Source organism: Rhodocytophaga rosea, from assembly GCF_010119975.1.
GTDB classification, from domain to species: Bacteria; Bacteroidota; Bacteroidia; order Cytophagales; family 172606-1; genus Rhodocytophaga; species Rhodocytophaga rosea.
The window spans coordinates 8112566-8132616 of record NZ_CP048222.1; the positions used below are offsets into that span (position 1 = coordinate 8112566).

The following is a 20051-nucleotide window of genomic DNA, read 5'->3' on the forward strand; positions in this document are numbered from 1 at the left end:
ATGGTCTTTTATATGAAGCAGAATAGATAACACATGTACAGAATTTGATTAGAACTTTGGATAATGCAAAAGTTCATTACCTGAAGCAGACTCAAACAATAGTTAGATTTAAAGGATGTGCCTGTTGGGTAAGTAATACGCAGCTACCATGAAAGAAAGTAGGAGAGAGGATAAGGCTTTGTATAAACTATATCCCGAAGCACTTACTAAAACTAAAAACCAGCCAGAATAGATTAAATATATTCTGGCTGAGTCGCATCGCCTAATTAAAGGTACTTACTTTCAGTTAAAGAAGTTTATAGATCATCCGGTCAAAGAAAGTATAGGTAAAATCAATGCATATGCTTCTAATTAAAATAAATCAAAATATTAGATATATATACAATACTTTAAATAGAAGCATATCCTGAGCAAATACATATGTGATTGTTTAAGCTTATTAAAATCTCTAATACAATTGTATACATTATGTAAATAGCAGCAATGAAATATGTTTCAAACAATAATATACTTTTGTATTTTACAAAAGTATATTATTGTAATTGTAAAATGTAATTAACAATTGTAAGTTTTACTTCATATAACTGCTTGTTTTAATATTTCATCTATACTATACATACTGTGAATATCATCTGCCATTATAGTTTGTGGCTCATGAGATGGATTATCGCTGTGTAGTTTCAATAATCCTTTATTTAATAGTTCATTTTCTTTAATCCGGCGGATCAATACTAATCCACTATCGAGAATGATCGCATATACGCCATTACACTGGCTTGTCCAAGAATAAGTTTCTATGTACTGGCCTGCCAGCATACTACCTGGCATTAACTGAGGCATCATGGCAGTATCGTTGGTTATAAAAATGACTTGCTCATCAGAATAAATTAAATTCGCTTTCATTGACTGATATAATTATTTAAAGAGTTGGTTGACTATTTGTTAGAATAGGTTAGACTATTTCAAAACCGGTAAACCAAGTTATTTTTTTTAGATGAAAGGATAATTCTGGTAACTGCTTAAACTGAAAACTGAGCGTAAGTTCTTAGCACATCAATGCAGGATAGTAAATTTTTTATGAAGCGTGAAACGCATTTTGATGGGCTTTCCTACATTTCTGTAAGGTGCAATAAACAAGTGTCATTGATGCACAGAGGGTGTTTTTCTACACTTTTAAGGTATTTACCATGGCTCGATTATTTGAATACCCATTTGGAAAGCCCATGTTATTGTTACTTAATGAGAATTTGAACATTTTCTTACCTGCCCATCAGATTACAGAATTTGCTAAAATTGCAGGCCAAAAAAATAGGAATAAATTTGCAGGAAAGCACTGGAATCTATTGTATTTAAACAGTAAGGTATAATATTTACATTCTGTAAAGAACTACCTGCTGATTTGGATAGAACCAAGCTTTTTTTAACAAAAGAGTGTTTTTATAAAAAATATACCGACAGCAGAATCTTATCAACATAGCTTTCGTTTTGTAAGTAGATTGTACTTTTTTGATTTAGATTGTATCCATTAAAATATATATAAGGTATGAGTGAAACAGATGAATTCTCCATTAGAATACCCGAGACAAATAAACCAAGAATTGTGTTAATTGGCGGTGGATTTGGAGGACTGGAATTTGCCAAGTTACTTTCAGATGAAAATGTGCAGCTAGTCATGTTTGACCGGCACAATTATCACACATTTCAACCTTTGCTTTACCAGGTGGCAACCGCCGGTCTGGAACCCGATTCAATCGCCAGCCCTTTGCGCAAGCTATTTGACAAAAAAAAGAACTTTTATTTCCGGATGGCGCTGGTCAATGAAATTATTCCGGAGCAAAATACCATTCTGACTTCCATTGGCAAACTCAGGTATGATATCCTGGTGATCAGTGTCGGGACCAAAACCAATTATTTCGGAAACCAGGAACTTATCAAAAAATGCTTTCCTCTGAAGCAGATTCCACAGGCTTTGGACCTGAGAAGTAACATCCTGCAAAATTTTGAAAAAGCTGTGCTGGTCAATAATCCCGACGACCTGAATGCCCTGATGAATTATACAGTCGTAGGAGGGGGGCCCACCGGGGTAGAACTGGCAGGTGCACTGGCTGAGTTAAAAAAGCATATTTTGCCAAGGGATTATCCTGAACTGGATTTTAAGCAGATGAATATCTATTTGCTGGAGGGCTCACCCAGAATTCTGGCGGCTATGTCAGAGAAGTCATCCAAAGAAGCAAAAAAATACCTGGAAGACCTAGGGGTAATTGTGCGGGTGAATACGGTGGTGGAATCTTTTGATGGCCGTACCGTTTTCTTAAAGGATAAATCAACTATTACTTCTAATACTTTGGTTTGGGCAGCCGGCGTAACTGGAAATATGATTCCCGGTCTGGCTCCTGAAAGCATTGTAGGCAGAGCGAGCCGCCTCAAAGTGGATGAGTATAACCGGGTAGCCGGGTATAAAAATATTTATGCTATTGGTGATATTGCGGCTATGATCACACCGGAACTGCCTTTGGGCCATCCTATGGTCGCCCCAGTAGCTATGCAGCAGGGCAGACATTTAGCCAAAAATTTTAACCGGATATTCAATAAAAAAGAATCTCCCAAGCCATTTAAGTATTTCGACAAAGGTTCAATGGCAACCATTGGCCGCAACCGGGCAGTAGTTGATATGCCGAAAGGCTTACACTTTAATGGCTTATTAGCCTGGTTTGTGTGGATGTTTGTTCACCTGATGTATCTGATCGGATTCAGAAGTAAAATGGTTGTACTGCTCAACTGGATGTATGGCTATTTCACTTTCGATAAAAACACCAGGCTGATTATCCGTCCGTTTGTGAAGCCAAATAACCCGGTGATTAAAAATCCTGAAAAAGCGAGAGCTGTTTCGGGGTATGATACCGCAGTATAATACAAATGTTAACTGAAGTAAATCATGAATAAAAAAGGCCATATCTAGATATGGCCTTTTTGTTTAAGTTAACGCATTTATATCATTTATTTTCTTTCTTTGATACCCAGGTAATTCCGTTCCGTATAACCAGTATAGATTTGTCTGGGACGGCCAATTGGTTCTTTGGATTCTCGCATTTCTTTCCACTGGGCAATCCATCCGGGTAATCTTCCCAGGGCAAACATCACCGTAAACATATTGGTAGGGATGCCTAATGCCCGGTAAATGATGCCAGAATAAAAGTCTACATTGGGATACAGTTTGCGTTCAATGAAGTATTCGTCGTGAAGGGCGGCTTCTTCCAGCTGCTGGGCAATATCCAGAACCGGGTCTTTAATACCAAGCTGGGTAAGTACCTGATCTGCGGCCTTTTTAATGATCTTTGCTCTTGGGTCGAAATTCTTATACACCCGATGACCAAAACCCATCAAGCGGAAACCACTGGCTTTGTTTTTAGCCATTTCAATGTATTTATTCGTATTCCCACCATCAGCTTTAATGGATTCCAGCATTTCAATTACTTCCTGATTAGCCCCTCCATGTAAAGGACCCCAGAGTGCATTAATACCTGCAGACACGGAAGAATATAAACTAGCCCTGGATGACCCCACCAGGCGGACAGTAGAAGTGGAACAATTCTGCTCATGGTCTGCATGCAGGATCAGTAATTTGTTCATGGCATCAGCAATCACCGGATTTACTTCATATTCTTCCACAGGCAAGGCAAACATCATATAGAGGAAGTTAGAACAATAATCCAGGCGGTTCTTGGGATAATTTACCGGATGCCCCATATGGTTTTTGTAAGACCAGGCAGCAATAGTGGGCATTTTGGCTAGTATCCGGATAATAGATAAATGTTCCTGTTCCGGATTCATATCGCCCACAGATTCCGGATAGAAGGCAGTAAGCGAACAAACCAGGGCAGATAAAATACCCATAGGATGGGCATTGATAGGAAATCCATCAAAGATTTTCTTCATATCCTCATTCACCAGCGTATGAATGCGGATTTCCTGCAAAAATTTATCAAGCTCAGGCTGAGAAGGAAGTTCACCATATATCAGCAGATAGGCAACTTCCAGAAAAGTAGATTTTTCTGCAAGCTGCTCAATGGGATAACCTCTGTAGCGGAGAATGCCATTTTCTCCATCCAGAAAAGTGATGGCGCTTTTAGTAGAACCGGTATTTTTAAATCCCCGGTCTAAGGTAATAAAACCACTCTGGTCTCTCAGGTCGCCAATATCAATAGCCTTTTCATGTTCGCTACCTTCCAGAACGGGTAATTTGTATGCATTGCCATTTAGGTGTATTTCTGCAAAATCTGCCATAATTGGGTTGTATAGGTTAATAGTATGTACTGAAAGCCTGGATTGCCTCACAACATAAAGACAGGTTCCTGCCGTGTTGTTTGGACAAGCCAAATTAGGAAAAAAATATCAGATGCAAAGATATTTACTATAGACTTGTTGTCAAATTCCTGTATATTTTGTGTAAATAATAGGATTCTGATTCTATTACTAAAGTAGTAGAAAGGTATTATTATAAAAATCAATCGTTTATCTGAAATACTTAAACAAAATAAATCCGGAGATTTTTTAATGTTTATCTAGCCTAATAGTTTCTAAATATACATTGCTGTGCAGCTTAACATCTCCTGGTGAAAGTGTTTGATATTTTTGTACATCAAATGCTAGGGCTAATGATTGCAGCTACACTAATAAAAACAACAATTCGCTTCCTGATAAAAAATATGCATTACTTTGCTTATCACTTCTACAACCCATAAAATCAACTATGACTCCAACTCATCCTAATGATAGAATCCGGCACACCGTTGTTTTTACGCTTAAACATATAAAAGGATCAAAGGCAGAAATGGATTTTTTAGAAGCTGCCAGAAAGCTTGTTTCCATACCAGGTGTAGAAAGATTTGAGTGCTTACAACAAATAAGCTCTAAAAATAAATATACATTTGGGTTATCAATGGAGTTTGCCAATCAACAGATATATGAGAGATACAATTCACATCCGGACCATGTAGCCTTTGTACAAGAGCGGTGGCTGAAGGAAGTAGAGGATTTTATGGAGATAGATTACCAGGTAATCTGATATTACTTACTAAATATTGTGTCATTTACTTGTCCCGGGTGACTTTTCCCTTATTGTCCCAATGGCTTTTCAGAATGCGTTCACTGCCTGGTTCTCTTACAATGCGGCGGGCATAATGTTCTCCCCGGATGGAACCATCCTCATTTCTTTCTCCAATATAGAGATGTACGGCTTCACCGCGTTCGTTGGTCATGATGGTAATATCATTGCCGAGAAATATTTCATCAATCCGGCTGGAAGGTTCATAGACCTTATTTAACTTTTTCTCCAATCTGGCACCAATAGGCATATTATTTACTAAATCTGGTTGCTTTAGCAGTATACGTATTGGCAGGGAAGTAGGTATTTCACTAACTCTGCTGAATAAGCTGAAGTGCTTAGATTATTTAATCCTTGTTCAATGCCTTTCCCTACTGTAGATTTATAACAATAATCACCCTTCATGATAGGGAATAGGAAGCAGCTAAGCAGATAGTCTATTTTAGTTTTACCCGGTTACAGGACTAAGTTTAGGTATCCTGCGGGTTCTTTCTTTCAATAAGCTTATTACCTGCTGTGGGGTTCTCTGGGGGTCACCGCTGATGTTTACAAAGTTTTTTTCAAGTACATCGTACCTCCCGCGCATCAGATAGAAAAATACTTCCAGAAATCCCATCCCATCAAATACAATGGCCTGGTTATCTGCATATTCTTTTTTGTTTTTGAGAAAAAAGTTAGGATGTTCCGTCCAGTGCATATTAGGTTTAATATGGTGGCTGGTATGGTAGCCATCGTTCCAGCACTTTTTATTATATGGTGTATTGATGCAGGTAATGCTGTTTTTAAAAGGGTTACCAGGGTCACTGGCATCTACAAATGCATGTTGTGTCCAGTTTCCAAGCATCATTATAAAACGTGAAATGAGAAAGGGTAGGATGAAAACCACCAGGGTTGCCTGCCAGTTTAGTATACTCAAGGCAATGCACATCAGAAAAAACAGAGATTCTCCCAGCACGGTATTTCTCAATAACTTCGTTCTGTTCTTTTTATAAAAATAGGAAGTCAGTTCTACAATTCCTCTAAAGAAGAAGTTTGAAAAGTAAGCCAGAAAGCTCCGGAAACTATCTCTCTGGTAAAACATCGTACTGCTTTTATCTGCAGGAAGGTTATTTTCCGGATGGTGCATGCCGATGTGGTGACTGAAATAGGTTTCCGGAGTTTGTCCAAAGAAAGGGCCGATGAACCAGGGAAGGTAATAATTAGCCCAGTTCAGTTTTCGGTTGAACAGTTTCCGGTGGCAGGTACAATGCAGCATCAACCCCAGAGGACCTTTAAAATATAAGTTATTTAAACCAAAATACACAAGCGCAACTATCCACCATATCCAGTTTGCCAGAGGCATATATAAGACAGCAGCCAATGGGATCAGTACCAGCGTAATTTTTATAGTCAGATACACAAAAGGGAGGTCTCTTTTATCCAGCAGGTAGGACAGCATCATTGTTTCAAATCTGTTATAGCTATCCTGTTGCAGATATACTGGATCATTGATTACCGGAAAGGTCTTCATAGCGTTTAAAGGTTATAGATTTATTAAACGCTGTAGCGAGAAATAAAAAGAGGAAACAAATTTTTATAAAAAAATGTAAAGATTCTACAAAATAATAGTATTTATTTTAAATTGATACATTAACCTGTACTATTTCTAACGGGAAAAGGAAATCTGGGTTAAGAAAATATGCCGGACTTTTCTAGAGTTTTCACTATTAGCCTTGTTATGGTAGTATTACGATAGTCCTGAATACAATAGCATTTTATTTTATGAACTCTACAAGAAATTTGTTGATAATAATTAACTAAGTAATTAAACACAATTAAGTATAATATTTTCATCTACTTCAAGTTTTTTAAAATCAAGTTTAAAGTAAGTACCCAATCCTGAAAAGATGGTATAAAGTGCCTCCTTAAGCGCTTCTACAGACAGATAGTCTTCGGCTTTGAGCCAATGATATTTCACCTGCTTCCAAAATCGTTCGATCCTGTTAAGATGAGGACTATACTTAGGCAGCAAAAAGATGTATAATCCTTTCTGTTCCCATTCTTCTTTTTTGACTTCCCATAGGCCACATGTATGCCAGGAGGCGTTGTCTAAGACTATGACAGTAAACTTGGAAATAGATGTTGAGAAGGCCTCTACACATTCAATGATAAAGTCAGCGTTTAGACTCCCACTTTTCTGATAAGTAAGCAACTCATTATTTGTACTTAACAAGCCAAATACATTTATCCTTGTACTTCTTTGGGATAAAATAGGGGCGTGTTCGCCTTTTTTGATCCATCCATAAGGTACACAAGGGGTAAGGCAAAACCCTGATTCGTCTCCAAAATATAAATCTATACTGCCTGTCTGTGCCAAATAAAGCAAAGCATGTAATCGCTTGACTTTCTGCTCATATGCTTCTTTGTTTTGCAATGGCTTTATCCATTTACGGAAACGTTTCCATCGGTAGTCAATTTTTTTAAAAACCGCTTCAAGGTCATCTCACTCATAGCCGTGCCTAATTTAGCTTCTATCTCTCGCTTAGCTAATTTAAGTTGTTGTTTTTCTTTCTCTATGCTATTTTCCACTACTTCAACATGGGTAGCATTACTGGTAGTAAGGATGGGTTTTCTGCCTTTCCCTTTTTGGTTCTTTAACCCTACCACACCTGTTTTCTCAAAGCGATCAAACCACTTATAAATACTTAACTGACTTACTTGAAAAATGCTTGCTAACTTCTGTACTTGATAGCCTTGATTGGATAACAGTATACATTGGCAACGGTTACGTTCCTGATAACTTTTACTATCTTTATGAATCTTCTCTAAGTCTTGTTTTTGCTTGTCTGTAATCTTCTTGATATAACGCATAAGCAAAGATACAATTTGCCAAAATCTTATACTTAATTGTGTACTCTTACTTAGTAGTCTATAAACATTAAATAGTCGGGTATAGTTTTTTGAGTTTAACCCTGGCATCTTGATTGGTGAACTGCCAATTAGCTTTTACTGCTTTGTTATTTCTGCTCTCCTGCCAGGCGCTTAGCTGTTTTATTAACTCATCCTCTGTGGCAATGTGCCTGTCAAGGCAATCTCTTTGTAACACTGATAGCTCTATTTCTGCCATATTGAGCCAACTGCCATGAGCCGGGGTAAAGATAAACTCTATCCTGTCTAAATACGCTTTAGCTTTCTCAGGTTGATAAAGTTCATAAAAAGCACTTGGTTTGTGAGCCGACAAGTTATCCTCTACTAAAGTGATTTTCTCGCATGCTTTGTAAGTAGTATCCAACAACCGGCTTAGAATCTTTACCCAGGTGAAACGGTTGTGGTTTTGCTCCACAAAACAATATCGTTTACCGGCTAATGGCTCAAAGACCATATAGATATCACGCACTCCATGTCTTGTATAGATACTGTCCTGATACTGTTTTCCATCTTTGCCTATGAAGTGTTTGCTTTCAATAAGTTGTTTGGGTGATTCATCCAAAGTGACCAGCAGCTGCTTTTCATCATATGGCCTTTCATAGACTGAAATCACTTTTTCCATTTGATAAACAAACCCTGCATTTTGTTTAGGGGGGATCACCCACATGGGCCTCAGCCAAGGCTTAAGCTCATTTTTTTTAACAGGCTTGCCACACTCGTATGGGAAATGGAGTCAATCACCTTGAGTTCTACTAATCTGTCTGCCAGCAGTTGCAGTTTCCATTTTGCCTGTCCTTGAGGCGGCTCACTACAGACTAATGCCAGCAGATGCGCTTCTACCTTCCCATCTATCTTTTTGTCGCTTCTTAATTTTCTTGTTTTCTTATCAAACATGCCCATGCCCTGCTCACAAAAACACTTACGGATACGCTCCACACTTCTGGTAGATAATTTATAAGTTTCTGCCAACTCAGTCTCACTTTGCCTGCCTGTTGTTTCATCGCTGGCTAACAGCACATAGGCTTTTTGAATATCTTTGGCCTTTCGGCTGCCTTTATTTATCCAACTACTTAAGATCCTTCTTTCTTCAGCACTGAGGGTAATTCGATAAATGACCATGGCTTTTTTGATCAAATTACCTAATTTACCTGACATCTTATATTTTATGAACTACTAGTCAAATTCTAAAGTAATAAAATTACTTTCCGATACAAAAAGTAATAATTTGATTTAATATATTGATTTTAAATGCATTATGTCAGATATGAATAGTATGAGGTACAAATAAGGTACAGCTTATCAAAAAGTATTAATAAATGTTAACCTATTTTAAACCAACTATCCAGTATCGCATTTTGCCATCAGAATCCTTTCTATATTCAATCATGTACTCATCCAAGTTAACTGCTACACCTGTTTTAGCCGTTTTGTTAACGTCTACCCATACTTGTCTTAATTCGTTTCCTAATAAATCCTTTTCTATAATCAAAGCTCTTCTACTACCATCTTCATATTCAAAAATTTCTTCAAAATATGCTTTTGAAAATCTTGATGCCTGAGTAGTGGTTGTATATTTAGGTATATCTGTTCCACACTTATTGGAATTTTTTAAAAGTGTTTTAAACTCTCTTGAATAATTTTCAATTAATGCTTCTTCACCTTTTATTACAATAATGTTTTCCCTTTTTACTCTCATATTAGCTGCGTATGTCCAATTATAAGACCCAGTAATTACTATTTTTCTATCAATCACACAAAATTTATGATGATGATCATTCCAGAATATTTGTCCTCCAGTTTCTAAGAAATTGCCGTAATCAAATCCATTATTAAGATTAATTTCATCCTTGACGAGTATAATTTGAACTATAAGTCCATTAGCGGCTTTGCTCAGTAGAATATCCAATAAGTATTTATCAGTGATCCAGGCAACAGCTACGTAAATATCAAACTCAGCTTTGTTTAGTTGCTCAAGAATAATATTTCTAATGTCACCAAAATGGGGTTCAATCATTCTATTTGATTTATTAGAACGTTACAAGCTTTAATCCTTTTTATAATTTAATTGAAAGGAGTTTTAATTTGAGTTCATCCTAACTAAATGTGATGGCTTTTTGATCTTTTCTAATAGTCATTTCTTACACTTTCCTTCCATTTAGCTTTATATTGATCGAAATTTTCGTTGGTCAACTTAAGTTTATAAAACTCCTTTATTGATTTTAAAAAAATATTTGCTGTTATAAGTACTCCTACTTCTAGTTGGGTTTTTGTATAGTCTTCTGCTAATAAGTATTTAAACTCCAATTCGTTAACTTCTGACATGCGTTCTATTACACCCATGTTTATAAAGCCAATATTCACAAAAAATAAATTTTTTAAGTCATTTAATTGATCAGCTTCTAGGTTAGTTTTAAAAATTAACCTTTTCATAACTTCAACAGAATTGTATGCATTATGAGCAAATTTTTCAATTTGTGATTTATTAGTAGAATAAATCTTCAATAACTTTAAAATTGCTTCTTTCATTTCTGCCGTATACTGTTCTTCTGTTTTATCAATGGGGTGGTAAACTTCATTTTTATTATCATCTAAAAATAATATTGCATCATTTCCAACGTATGTTTTCCCATTATAGATGATTGTTAGGTCACTTATTGACCGCTCAAAACGGTCAAGTTGACTATAAACAAGGGTAGTTGTTCTATTCAATAAAAATTCTTTTCTGGTTTCTTGCATTTCAGTTCTCTGTAGGCTCAACTCTGTTCGTTGAATTAAAATAGTTACAATAACACCTGTAAATGCTAAGCCGGAGAAAATAGCATTAAGTGCTCCGAATGTATCGCCAAATGTTCCACTTACGGACCAGTTAGAAAAAAAATGATTGATTATAAATGGAAAGATGATTGATATGATTATCATTCCAAGCGAAATAAAAATAAAAATCAAAAGATAATTATCAGATTCTATTTTGTCTTTTGTGTGGCTCATTTTATAGGTGTTTCCCTTTATTAACTTTTAGCCATCCATTAGTATGTCTGGGCAGACAATCGAAATATACAAAATAAATTAACCTAGAATATTAAGGTTTAGAGTATTTCTAGCTAAATTTTCTTCCAAGAATTTTTAGGGAATTGTTTACATTTTTAAATGATCAACTTTCTGATGCTTTTCCTCAGAATTTAATTCTCTCAGCACTCATTTGGTGGGCTAGTTTAGATAAATCTATTTGTAATGGTTTTGTCTATCTTTTAATCATTGCTACCTCAGGCACTCTTATCCATTTTATCTTCACATCACCGGTTAACCCTTCTTTTAGGCTTTTTTCAGTGTTTTCACGCAAATTGATCAAGTCGTCCTCAAAAATTTCTACACCTGCATAAGATGTAATATAAGCATCATTTGAGGTATTTCCTGAGAAAAATAAATTATCTAAGTAGTTGATTGCAGTTTCTATTCTCCAAGGCTCAGGTCTATAGCCTCCATGAATATAATAGTTTGTCCAACTATGAATTTGCTTTATAACTTGAAAATCAAAATCTTTTGTTCTATAAAAGCGTCTATTTTTCTCAAGTGTATTAAAACATCTTTCAGTTGTTCTAATATCAGGTTTGTTATTTACAAGTAGATAATCAATTCCAAGAATTCTTTTAATCTTATATTCAATACTTTGCCTTACAATGAATGGCGCAGATGAGGCTAAAACTATTTTTTCTCCACCATGTATTCCTGGCTTGCCATTCCAAAATATGTTTTTGGATAATTCATTATAGAAATTAGATGGATGAATGTTTGTATTTAAAATCAACCACTTGTAATCTTGATTTTTATCAAATTGATAAATATAGGGTCTTAAATCACAAATGAAGTTGGTTAACATCTCATTACATACTTCATTCATTCCATCGGTCTCAATTTTAGAAATTACCCTCTTCAAACTTGATTTCGCAGCGAATAAATTCGCTTTGCAGTAGTTGTTATAGTCTCTAGGTTTATCTACCTCATGAGTGAAAACCCATTGATAAATGAAATTATCTTTTAAACCTTTTGGACAAACATTACTGCAAAGTGTTTCTAAATACTCTTTAAAATCTATAATACTATCTTTTATATTGTTAAATTCGATATTCTTATCACTCCTTAATAAAAGAAATGCATTATAAGCTTCTTTATTCATTCTGTATAATTAATGTTCTAATGGATCAAAGCTTCTCGCATACTAGCCTCTCTGAGGTATAGCTATGTGCTGAGATAGGGCTAGTTGGCGTCGAAGCTGGTGTTAGCTGCAGTAGCTTATTCAATCGGTCTCCTTAAATTGTTTTTTAGTGTGTCAATTTCAAGATTAAAATCTGCAATTTTAGCTTTCAATTGCTCAATCTGTAAAATCGTTGCCGTGTCAAAGAAATAAGATCGTCCTCTACGAAGGTATTGAATAGAAGTGTCTTGAATAAAAATTAAGTCGTTTGAACTCTTTTTAGCAGCATCTTGTAGTTTAACAATTTCTTGAGTTCTTTTAAAATCAGCTTGGTTTGAAAAATAATTTGCAAAGACCCACAAAGCTAATAGACATGCTATTATCGTAGGTATGATAGAAATGAAAAAGTTAGTTTTCTTAAAAAAACTAAAGCTTTTTTCACTTTTTAACCGCGGGGTTAAGTACTTTACTTTTTCTCGGATTTCTTTAGCCACTGCGGTTTCATTATTTTCCAACGCTTGGCTAATTAAAGAAAAAAGCTCCCTTATTTCTTTCAAAAATCTTTTAGTCATGTGTTTCTATTTATCATACATAATTTCAGCTTCGGCGTCAGTCAAAGAAGTTTTCCAAAGCAACTCGTCTAACGAGTTCAGCTTACGAAATTTAGGGTAATGGAAGCCTTGTGAGACAACCGATAAAAAGGGGGCAAACAATGCAGCAGCCACCTCTAAGAAACGGAAAAAAGTCTCGTTCGTTGTGGCGGCGTCTACAAACATCTTATTGAAAATAAACCCTAAAGCGAAAAGGCTAAGGGAATTTACTAAAGCATAGATGATATTTATCAATAGGACTTCATACTGGAAATCGCTTATTTGCTCTGAGATTAATTCTGGGTTACAATCTTGCATAACGGAATTTTTATTGCTGCTAATGTATCAAAAAATCCCGCATACCGTGTGCTGTGCTAAGCCTATGCTGTAGTGCACCGGTTGGCGGCCTGAATTTGGTGTTGGGCGTTCGTCTTTTGTCTTTATTTAATATTTATTACTGCTTTGGTCCCTTAAGCAATTTTACTAGGTTATCCCTTTCTTCAATGGTGGGTTGGAAGTCTGGCACCAACTCAACTGCTCTCTGGAAGTCTTGCAAGGCTTTCTCCAACTGTCCTCGTTTTTTATAAAAATAAGCTCGGCTCCGGAGGGTGTAGGGATTATGCACATCAAAAGTTACGGCTTGGTTATAGTCGGATTCAGCCTGTTTAAATTCGTGTAATTGTTCATGTAAAGCAGCTAGGTTTAAATAAGTAACCGCATTTTGTCGATCTAAAGCTAAGGCCTTGCCAAAATAAGCAAAGGCTTCTTCTTTTTGGCCAAGTTCCCAATAAGCTACGCCCAAATTATTAAATCCATGCGTAGTGGGGCCGGTGTGCATCAACGCTTTCAACTCACCAATAAATGCTTCGTAATCTTCTTCCTCGTCGTAGAGCAAGACACGAAAAGACTTCTCTAAATATAGTTCGCTCATATTTCAATCGATGATGCCCAATGGGCCATGGCTTCCCGCATACCTGTCCCGATGTGTTGGAGCCCTGTGATGAGCAAGGGCTGGTTGGCGGGCGAAGCTGGCGTTGGCAACTGTTTTTACTTTTTTAATGTGCCATCCTCATTAATAAACTTGAATTGGTAACTCTGGTCAACCTCTTTTCCTCCCATTTGTATGAATGAACCAAACAGACCTCTATGATCTTCAGAATCAAATTCTGCGTTCGTATCCCATCGAATCAGACCGTACATCTTAGAATCGGTTCTTTTGTGTTTTACTCCATTTACATCTATATCATAGACTTCGTCCAATTCCCAACAATCCTGTAGAACTATTCCATATTCACCATTTAAGTATACCTTCATCCCTGGGTAAAAATCGTTAGTCATATCTTTATAGTTGCCAACATGTGGATACCCGAAAGTAAACTAAGTAGTTTCGGGTATCCAGCTAATTAGGACGAATACCCGAAAGAAATTTATAAAAAATAACCGAAAATATTAAGGTTTGCAGTAATTAAAACTTGTGGTTCTTTCCGAGTATTTTTTGCAGGGAAACGGGCATACTCTCCAAACTCCATCGTAAATGATCAGCTTCCCACTGTTTTGTTTCTAAATTTTGTACCCTCAATGCTCTTTTAGTTGGTTTTCCTTTATAGGTAGTAGGTTTACGTAATTCTTCAAGACGTTTTAGCTGCCTATCTAATTTCCAATAACGGCTATTATGGCGGTCTTTTTTTGAGCAGGTTTGTAAAGAATAGTATATTCTGTTCTTGTAACTGTTTCGGGATTTATAAATATGGCTACCATAAGTCCGGTACAATATCCGGCAAGGAAGGCCAGTTTCAGGGCATAAAAAGTACATTACTTCGCCCTTACCCAGATTAGATGGATAAACAACCAGTTGAATTTTATAATCATATTCAAACTTTTTACCGCTGTGGTATTCTGTTAAGATATATTTAAGTCGTACATATTTTTCATCTGGTTTATAGACACTTTCAACAATTGCGGAACTTCCATTTGTCCATGTTAATGAACCAGTCACATGTGAACCCTTTTGAATCAATTTATCTCTTAAAAGCAATTTTAACTCAAGTTTGCAAACTTCATTAGTTGTTACTGCTCCTGTGCTGTGACGTCCCATAATAATTCTTTTTTAAAGTTGTCGCTTATATTCATTTTAAAATAACCTAAACTACTAAGGTTTCTTTGTATTAATTATTCGGATGGGAACAAAAACCTTTGAGTACACTAGTTAAAAACCTAAATCTTTAAAGCTACTATCCCAGTTTTTATCTTTGTCTTAATGTTGGATTTCTGTCTTTGGCATAACATAAGGCATTAACTTACACAAAACATTCAATCGTTGTACCGGTTCTAAATCTTTGAGGGTATCCGGTAACTTTTCAAGTTCTTTATGTACTTGTTCTTTTAGAATATCCTGTATGTTTGATACTAATGATTTTTCAGGTTTTAACTCTGCTTTTAATTTGCTTTCCTGGCTTTTTAGTAATCTATAAACCGGCATAAGGTCGTAATCAAATTCAGAAATTCTCAAGTATTTGCAAACCCAATGTAATGCGAATATTTTCTGGCCGGTTGTTAGGCTTTTTTCTTCAATTTCATTATTAAACATCCATACAGCTTTAATTGGGCTCTGGTAATGTTCAGAAAAGATATCAATTGATCTACTGAATAATAGCAGAGGTAATTCAGGGTGTTCAAATGATTTTTCTGTTAAGACTTCACAAATCATTTTAAGAGTAAAATCATTCCAATGCTGATTTTGGGTATTGTAATAGCTTTCCAGTGCATTTAATAGTTCTGTGTTCATATCCTTTATGATTATTTAATTAATTGATGTTTTAAGAGTTGCAAACGGTTTAGGTATGGCAGAAAAGTTTTGTTGCCATTATTAAATTTGATAGCGGTTAAGTGAGCATCAATAAATAGGGGTAAGTTGGTTATACTATTTCCGGGACTTAGGGAAATGGTTTGTAATGGATTAGGCAGGTTAATAAAGAATTGTTCAAGTTCTTGTATTTCTTGCTCCCAGGTTTGTTTTACTTTTTTTATTTCAGGTATGATCAGGTTTTCGTTTTCAGGAATAATAGCATTTTTTAACCTTTTAATGGAAATTTCTGAAAAGTCAGGAGTTTCCAGGTTTTTTAGCTCCAGTATGTGGCTTTCATTAGTATTCTTATCAAAACCATTTATAAACTCCCGGTAATCATATTTTATTAAATAGTCAGCTAAATCTAATCCTTGTTGCCTCTCTGCCTGTGTTGCTTTCCTCTCCAATAAGTTTGATACTTGAATGGTAGTTATAGAAGAGAGTTCTTTTGCTTTCTGGCTCCATTTTTCATAACCGTTGAGATCTGGAAAAAGGGTTACATTCCGGCCTGCAAGTACTCTGCATTTTTGTTTATTTAGATTATTCAGGCTCCCGGCTGCAAGCCAGATAAACTCCGGAAAATATACACTGGCAATTATTGCTGTTTTTTCACTTTCAACAATAGCAACGGGTTTTTGTGGTTCGGATCTTAGTAAGTGTTCTCCAAATAAGCATTGATTTAAAACGAGTTGTGGCTGTTTTAACTGCTTATGTACCCAGGTAATGTGATTGAATGGCTGTTTTACTCTTTTGCCTGTAATAGGGCTGTAAAGCATTATTTTACCTGTTCTTATTCTGCCTTTACAATCTATCTGCCAGAATATGGTGGCTCCGGTTTCGCTTTCATAACCTGGGTAATCTTTGCTTGTAAACCTTTTCTTTGAACTGCCTATAAAATACCTGCTTATTACTTTTTCAGTAGTTTCTTTACCAAACTGGCCGGTAAGATACTTTATGAAGGTGTTGCTGATATACTCTTTCAGACTTGTTTTAAAAGCCTCCACATGAATATAAGAATAGGGTAGGGGCTCTTGCTTTTTTATAGGAAGGTTGTTTTGTGGCGTTGAAAATTGAATAAAGTTATTGTCCTGGAAATATTGCCTGGGTGTAAGATGATAACCACAATTACTTTCACGATTACAACGGCCAACGGTAGGGTTTATGTGTTTGCCTGTTTCCGTATCAACGTAAAGGCTGAATGTCCGGGCTCTTTTGCAACCCGGGCAACTGTACCGGCTGCTGATACCTTTGTATGGCTCTAAGATGTAACGATGTTCCATTGGTAATTTATTATTTACATATTTATATTTTAACTTATGTAAATCTCTGGTTGCACTCCTTGCATTCATTACACTTGTGTTTACATTTTTAAATATGTATGTAACAGTTTGATTTTTAATAAACTATAAATTAACATTTGTTAAAATGTAGATAATTAAAAGGAGTTTTAGAATTTTCTGAAAATGATATAATTATAATGGGTGCGAAAGTGGTTGTTAATATTTCTTTTCGTATTCTCCTGTTTTTATTCTGATAAACAAATCTTTGTCATTGAGGAAATATTTAAAGGTACGTTCGGGTATTCCTAAATAATGTGCTATCTCTAAACCGGTTGAGGTTGTGAAATTATCCGGCAATAGTTCGTACAGGTTTCTTTTATCTGTACTAAGTTTATCAACCGGGCTGCTTCCTGAAATTATGGTGTGTACTTTTGTTGCTGTATTCCTGAAGTATTCAATAAGTTGCATGGCTCCTGTAGCTGCTTTGATGCCTACATTTTCCAATTTACTTTCTCCACAGGCATAGTACAGCAATTCAAGAATTAAAGCCAACCGTAATACATACATTTCCAGTTTGCTGTAGATACTGGCCGTATGGTCGTTTTGTGCATTTCTGATCAGGTTGGTATTGCTTCTTTCCCAGGCGGCCAGGGCTTGTTTGGCTTCTGTAGTAAGTGATAATATACCAGGGTTTGGTGTATAATTCTCATCTATTAATAGAGGTAATTCAAGCACATTATTTAGTATGGTATGCCAGTTATCAAAAACCTGGGTTGACAGTTCCTTATCACTCCAGTACTCCTTCTGCAAGTTGTCAGGGAAAGAAAACAGTATACGGTCAATAAATCCGTTCTGGCTCCGGTTATCCTTTGCCATAGTGTCAAGTATACCGTTCTGAATTGTGCCACAAACAGAAATAAAAGGCAAAGGAATAAATACTGGTTCGCTTGTTTTGCGGTCAATGGTTATGGGTTTTCCGCTCCAGCAACTAAGCCAGAATTCCTGTTCAGCTCCTTTGTGATACCGGTTGAAATTTTTAAACCAGCCTGCCAGTTCATCAGCATACACACCCAACCCTCTCATATTGAATCTGTGTACCTCTGCCAGGGCTTCCGGTGTAAAGTCTGATACAATAAATTTTTGCCATGCAGGCTTTACAGGTTCGTCTATAACTTGTTGGGTCCGTTCCTTCTTTGATAGCTTGCAGGCTTTATCAAATTCAGTTTTCAGTTTCTGATACTCCCGGAATGTTTGCTTATCCCTTTCAACAATGGGTTTTATGGAAAAGGTAAGAGGGTGGCTTTTAATAGTTCCTGCTGGTCCTACAATAGCCAGGTATAGTACAGTACTCTCATTCCATCCATTCTTTACTTGCAGCTTGTACGTGTTGCCAGTAGCAACTGAAACAGCATACAACATGGAACAGCCTGTAAAATCGACCGGAAAATTTAAACTTTCTTTTGTTGCTTTGATTATCTGCTGTACGGCCTGTGGGAATACCTCAACCGGAAAAGGGTTGTTTTGCTTTACAGTTTGTTCAGTAGCCCGGCTGTACTGCTGCCGGGCTTCATTCTGCAAATCTTCCATATTGATACCATTCCCAATATTGTATTTTTCAAAATCAAATTCTGGTCTGGGCTCCATGTTGAAAAATGCTTAATTGTTGAGGTATGGAAGGAGGGGGAAACTTTGCTTTATCGGTGGTAAGATACCATGCTTTAAAGCCTGTATGCTTGCAAGAAGTTTTATAAAGCTCTTTTAATAAGCCTTCTTTCTCAAGATCCCGTTTGTACCGGCAAATATTTTTTTGAGGTACGCCAGTTGCATGGGAAACCATAGAAGCAGTTGCAATGTGCTTTTGCAAATACTCAAATATGGTTTGCAGTTGGTTGAGGTGCTTTGTATTTTTGCCCTGTCCTTTATCAAATTCGGGGCTGTTCGGTTGGGTCGCTTCCATCGTTCAGTCCCTTATTTTTTACAGTTAGACAAATAATTTTCAGCTTCATTGGCTGTTTCTACCAGTGTTTTCCTACGACCTGATTTAAGCCATTGATCAATTTCTGATTTTAGGAAAAAAAGCTTTTTTGCTCTTTTGTGAAAGGGTATTACTGAACTATGTACCCATCCGTATACAGTAGCTTTTACCGGTTTGTCAGGAAGGTATTCACATAATTCAGTGAGGTCAAACCATTGGTCTGAATTTAGTTGTGATAGGTCAGGCTTTTTACTTGTGTAAAAGTTTTCAAGTTCCTGCCTAAATATGAGTCTTATTTCAGGAATTGAAAGTTGGGTGAATAATACATTTTCCATTTGTGCCATTAGTTATTTTGTTTTATGGCACAAATATTTACCTGGAAAATAGGGTTAGGGATACTCTATAGAGTACCCTATATTTTCTATTTTTCCTTAGATTTCTTCTTTTCGTTGTGAGCAATATCAATTTCATTATCAATCATTCCAACAATTTCATTTAATTGAACCATCTGGAATAGTGGCTTAATAATTTCTAAATCTTTAATTAATTCTTTATCTGTTTTAAAATTTGGAACCTTTCGTAGCTTATTATAAAAATCTGAATTTGTAATTTCTGTAAATTCTTTGCCTATAATTAAATGAAGAAATTTAGCGATTGGTGAAACATCAATATTCTTACGAGGTTCAAGTCCATTACTTTTGAAGAAATAGTAGAATATTAAAACAATTTGGCTATTAGTATAATTTTCAAATGATTGTTGTTTTTTCTCCTTACAATCAAGGGTCATGCAATTGTCATAAAAACAAATTGCTCTTTCTGCCATGGTAAGAGCAATTTTATTTCTTTTAATTGTATCCCTAATCTGTTGCTTATCAATATCATTATTATCATTTTCTTCTAAATAATATTCATTTACGTTAATTGCTGATCTGAAACACTCACGGCTTGAGTATAGAAATTGCATTTTTTCCATTCTGTTAGTACACTTATTCAACTTATGTTTTATAAAGTCTTTTGCTAAATCGACGCTATGATCTAATACATCACAAACAAAAACATTGTCGTCATCAAAATCTATATTAGATAAAATTGGCTTCTCAGTTCTAAAAAGATTCAGTATAAATTGATCTAAAGTATTTTCCATTTTTCTTTAAGTTA

The 20051-nt window shown here is 35.9% G+C and carries 24 protein-coding genes; 2 read left to right on the top strand and 22 right to left on the bottom strand.

Annotated features, from left to right (window positions below):
- Positions 1-576: 576 nt before the first annotated feature.
- Entirely contained in the window at positions 577-903 is a 327-nt protein-coding gene (locus GXP67_RS33245) for a S24 family peptidase (protein WP_162447107.1), read from the bottom strand.
- A 640-nt stretch (positions 904-1543) separates the two neighbouring features.
- On the opposite strand from GXP67_RS33245, the gene GXP67_RS33250 reads away from it, so the two are divergent.
- Complete coding sequence (locus tag GXP67_RS33250) at positions 1544-2911, top strand: NAD(P)/FAD-dependent oxidoreductase (RefSeq protein ID WP_162447108.1); 1368 nt, start codon at positions 1544-1546, stop codon at positions 2909-2911.
- A gap of 86 nt (positions 2912-2997) precedes the next feature.
- Here GXP67_RS33250 and GXP67_RS33255 read toward each other — a convergent pair whose 3' ends face one another.
- Entirely contained in the window at positions 2998-4284 is a 1287-nt protein-coding gene (locus GXP67_RS33255; RefSeq protein WP_162447109.1) for a citrate synthase, read from the bottom strand.
- A 466-nt stretch (positions 4285-4750) separates the two neighbouring features.
- On the opposite strand from GXP67_RS33255, the gene GXP67_RS33260 reads away from it, so the two are divergent.
- Entirely contained in the window at positions 4751-5065 is a 315-nt protein-coding gene (locus GXP67_RS33260) for a Dabb family protein (RefSeq protein ID WP_162447110.1), read from the top strand.
- A gap of 25 nt (positions 5066-5090) precedes the next feature.
- Here the strand turns inward: GXP67_RS33260 and GXP67_RS33265 are convergent, their stop codons facing one another.
- The 20 genes from GXP67_RS33265 to GXP67_RS33360 all read right to left on the bottom strand — a co-directional run bounded on the left by GXP67_RS33265 (position 5091) and on the right by GXP67_RS33360 (position 20037).
- Positions 5091-5354, bottom strand: coding sequence for a hypothetical protein (locus tag GXP67_RS33265; RefSeq protein ID WP_162447111.1), 264 nt, complete (start codon positions 5352-5354; stop codon positions 5091-5093).
- 198 nt (positions 5355-5552) lie between these two features.
- A complete protein-coding gene (locus tag GXP67_RS33270) occupies positions 5553-6614 on the bottom strand; it encodes a fatty acid desaturase family protein (protein ID WP_162447112.1) in 1062 nt (353 codons plus the stop codon).
- A 294-nt stretch (positions 6615-6908) separates the two neighbouring features.
- Positions 6909-7517: an IS630 family transposase gene (locus GXP67_RS33275; RefSeq protein WP_232064508.1), complete on the bottom strand. Its 609-nt coding sequence runs from the start codon at positions 7515-7517 to the stop codon at positions 6909-6911.
- 5 nt (positions 7518-7522) lie between these two features.
- Entirely contained in the window at positions 7523-7954 is a 432-nt protein-coding gene (locus GXP67_RS33280) for a helix-turn-helix domain-containing protein (protein ID WP_162441276.1), read from the bottom strand.
- 67 nt (positions 7955-8021) lie between these two features.
- On the bottom strand, positions 8022-8678 hold the full coding sequence (locus GXP67_RS33285) for an IS630 family transposase (protein ID WP_162442048.1): 657 nt from the start codon (positions 8676-8678) through the stop codon (positions 8022-8024).
- A gap of 5 nt (positions 8679-8683) precedes the next feature.
- Positions 8684-9166 carry a helix-turn-helix domain-containing protein gene (locus GXP67_RS33290; RefSeq protein ID WP_197901563.1) on the bottom strand — a complete coding sequence of 161 codons (483 nt, stop codon included), beginning with the start codon at positions 9164-9166 and terminating at the stop codon, positions 8684-8686.
- A 169-nt stretch (positions 9167-9335) separates the two neighbouring features.
- Positions 9336-10025: a phospholipase D-like domain-containing protein gene (locus GXP67_RS33295; protein ID WP_162447113.1), complete on the bottom strand. Its 690-nt coding sequence runs from the start codon at positions 10023-10025 to the stop codon at positions 9336-9338.
- Positions 10026-10135: 110 nt separating this feature from the next.
- Complete coding sequence (locus GXP67_RS33300) at positions 10136-10999, bottom strand: hypothetical protein (RefSeq protein WP_162447114.1); 864 nt, start codon at positions 10997-10999, stop codon at positions 10136-10138.
- Between the two features lie 253 nt (positions 11000-11252).
- Complete coding sequence (locus GXP67_RS33305; protein ID WP_162447115.1) at positions 11253-12185, bottom strand: hypothetical protein; 933 nt, start codon at positions 12183-12185, stop codon at positions 11253-11255.
- Between the two features lie 116 nt (positions 12186-12301).
- Positions 12302-12775, bottom strand: coding sequence for a hypothetical protein (locus GXP67_RS33310; protein ID WP_162447116.1), 474 nt, complete (start codon positions 12773-12775; stop codon positions 12302-12304).
- A 6-nt stretch (positions 12776-12781) separates the two neighbouring features.
- Positions 12782-13111, bottom strand: coding sequence for a hypothetical protein (locus GXP67_RS33315; protein WP_162447117.1), 330 nt, complete (start codon positions 13109-13111; stop codon positions 12782-12784).
- A 136-nt stretch (positions 13112-13247) separates the two neighbouring features.
- Positions 13248-13724 (bottom strand): tetratricopeptide repeat protein, encoded by a 477-nt coding sequence (locus GXP67_RS33320; RefSeq protein WP_162447118.1) that lies wholly within the window; start codon positions 13722-13724, stop codon positions 13248-13250.
- 116 nt (positions 13725-13840) lie between these two features.
- The gene (locus tag GXP67_RS33325) at positions 13841-14131 is read right to left on the bottom strand and encodes a hypothetical protein (protein WP_162447119.1); all 291 of its coding nucleotides are present in this window, start codon (positions 14129-14131) and stop codon (positions 13841-13843) included.
- Positions 14132-14258: 127 nt separating this feature from the next.
- Positions 14259-14888 carry a GH3 auxin-responsive promoter family protein gene (locus GXP67_RS33330; RefSeq protein WP_162447120.1) on the bottom strand — a complete coding sequence of 210 codons (630 nt, stop codon included), beginning with the start codon at positions 14886-14888 and terminating at the stop codon, positions 14259-14261.
- A gap of 159 nt (positions 14889-15047) precedes the next feature.
- Complete coding sequence (locus GXP67_RS33335) at positions 15048-15578, bottom strand: hypothetical protein (RefSeq protein WP_162447121.1); 531 nt, start codon at positions 15576-15578, stop codon at positions 15048-15050.
- Between the two features lie 11 nt (positions 15579-15589).
- A complete protein-coding gene (locus tag GXP67_RS33340) occupies positions 15590-16918 on the bottom strand; it encodes a DUF6965 family protein (protein ID WP_162447122.1) in 1329 nt (442 codons plus the stop codon).
- A 216-nt stretch (positions 16919-17134) separates the two neighbouring features.
- Positions 17135-18562 carry a DUF3987 domain-containing protein gene (locus tag GXP67_RS33345; RefSeq protein WP_162447123.1) on the bottom strand — a complete coding sequence of 476 codons (1428 nt, stop codon included), beginning with the start codon at positions 18560-18562 and terminating at the stop codon, positions 17135-17137.
- Positions 18540-18875 carry a hypothetical protein gene (locus GXP67_RS33350; protein ID WP_162447124.1) on the bottom strand — a complete coding sequence of 112 codons (336 nt, stop codon included), beginning with the start codon at positions 18873-18875 and terminating at the stop codon, positions 18540-18542. The genes GXP67_RS33345 and GXP67_RS33350 overlap by 23 nt, the downstream gene beginning before the upstream one ends.
- A gap of 11 nt (positions 18876-18886) precedes the next feature.
- Positions 18887-19228, bottom strand: a complete 342-nt coding sequence (locus GXP67_RS33355) for a helix-turn-helix domain-containing protein (protein ID WP_162447125.1) — start codon at positions 19226-19228, stop codon at positions 18887-18889.
- 86 nt (positions 19229-19314) lie between these two features.
- A complete protein-coding gene (locus GXP67_RS33360; protein ID WP_162447126.1) occupies positions 19315-20037 on the bottom strand; it encodes a hypothetical protein in 723 nt (240 codons plus the stop codon).
- Positions 20038-20051 lie beyond the last annotated feature (14 nt).

Excerpts from the sequence above, each read along its gene's own strand:
- GXP67_RS33280 (WP_162441276.1), bottom strand. The coding sequence starts at position 7,954 with ATGCGTTATATCAAGAAGATTACAGACAAGCAAAAACAAGACTTAGAG.
- GXP67_RS33330 (WP_162447120.1), bottom strand. The coding sequence starts at position 14,888 with ATGGGACGTCACAGCACAGGAGCAGTAACAACTAATGAAGTTTGCAAA.
- GXP67_RS33300 (WP_162447114.1), bottom strand. The coding sequence starts at position 10,999 with ATGAGCCACACAAAAGACAAAATAGAATCTGATAATTATCTTTTGATT.
- GXP67_RS33320 (WP_162447118.1), bottom strand. The coding sequence starts at position 13,724 with ATGAGCGAACTATATTTAGAGAAGTCTTTTCGTGTCTTGCTCTACGAC.
- GXP67_RS33335 (WP_162447121.1), bottom strand. The coding sequence starts at position 15,578 with ATGAACACAGAACTATTAAATGCACTGGAAAGCTATTACAATACCCAA.
- GXP67_RS33250 (WP_162447108.1), top strand. The coding sequence starts at position 1,544 with ATGAGTGAAACAGATGAATTCTCCATTAGAATACCCGAGACAAATAAA.
- GXP67_RS33285 (WP_162442048.1), bottom strand. The coding sequence starts at position 8,678 with ATGTGGGTGATCCCCCCTAAACAAAATGCAGGGTTTGTTTATCAAATG.
- GXP67_RS33305 (WP_162447115.1), bottom strand. The coding sequence starts at position 12,185 with ATGAATAAAGAAGCTTATAATGCATTTCTTTTATTAAGGAGTGATAAG.
- GXP67_RS33265 (WP_162447111.1), bottom strand. The coding sequence starts at position 5,354 with ATGCCTATTGGTGCCAGATTGGAGAAAAAGTTAAATAAGGTCTATGAA.
- GXP67_RS33315 (WP_162447117.1), bottom strand. The coding sequence starts at position 13,111 with ATGCAAGATTGTAACCCAGAATTAATCTCAGAGCAAATAAGCGATTTC.
- GXP67_RS33355 (WP_162447125.1), bottom strand. The coding sequence starts at position 19,228 with ATGGAAAATGTATTATTCACCCAACTTTCAATTCCTGAAATAAGACTC.
- GXP67_RS33290 (WP_197901563.1), bottom strand. The coding sequence starts at position 9,166 with ATGTCAGGTAAATTAGGTAATTTGATCAAAAAAGCCATGGTCATTTAT.
- GXP67_RS33325 (WP_162447119.1), bottom strand. The coding sequence starts at position 14,131 with ATGACTAACGATTTTTACCCAGGGATGAAGGTATACTTAAATGGTGAA.
- GXP67_RS33360 (WP_162447126.1), bottom strand. The coding sequence starts at position 20,037 with ATGGAAAATACTTTAGATCAATTTATACTGAATCTTTTTAGAACTGAG.
- GXP67_RS33350 (WP_162447124.1), bottom strand. The coding sequence starts at position 18,875 with ATGGAAGCGACCCAACCGAACAGCCCCGAATTTGATAAAGGACAGGGC.
- GXP67_RS33270 (WP_162447112.1), bottom strand. The coding sequence starts at position 6,614 with ATGAAGACCTTTCCGGTAATCAATGATCCAGTATATCTGCAACAGGAT.
- GXP67_RS33345 (WP_162447123.1), bottom strand. The coding sequence starts at position 18,562 with ATGGAGCCCAGACCAGAATTTGATTTTGAAAAATACAATATTGGGAAT.
- GXP67_RS33245 (WP_162447107.1), bottom strand. The coding sequence starts at position 903 with ATGAAAGCGAATTTAATTTATTCTGATGAGCAAGTCATTTTTATAACC.
- GXP67_RS33295 (WP_162447113.1), bottom strand. The coding sequence starts at position 10,025 with ATGATTGAACCCCATTTTGGTGACATTAGAAATATTATTCTTGAGCAA.
- GXP67_RS33255 (WP_162447109.1), bottom strand. The coding sequence starts at position 4,284 with ATGGCAGATTTTGCAGAAATACACCTAAATGGCAATGCATACAAATTA.
- GXP67_RS33340 (WP_162447122.1), bottom strand. The coding sequence starts at position 16,918 with ATGGAACATCGTTACATCTTAGAGCCATACAAAGGTATCAGCAGCCGG.
- GXP67_RS33260 (WP_162447110.1), top strand. The coding sequence starts at position 4,751 with ATGACTCCAACTCATCCTAATGATAGAATCCGGCACACCGTTGTTTTT.
- GXP67_RS33310 (WP_162447116.1), bottom strand. The coding sequence starts at position 12,775 with ATGACTAAAAGATTTTTGAAAGAAATAAGGGAGCTTTTTTCTTTAATT.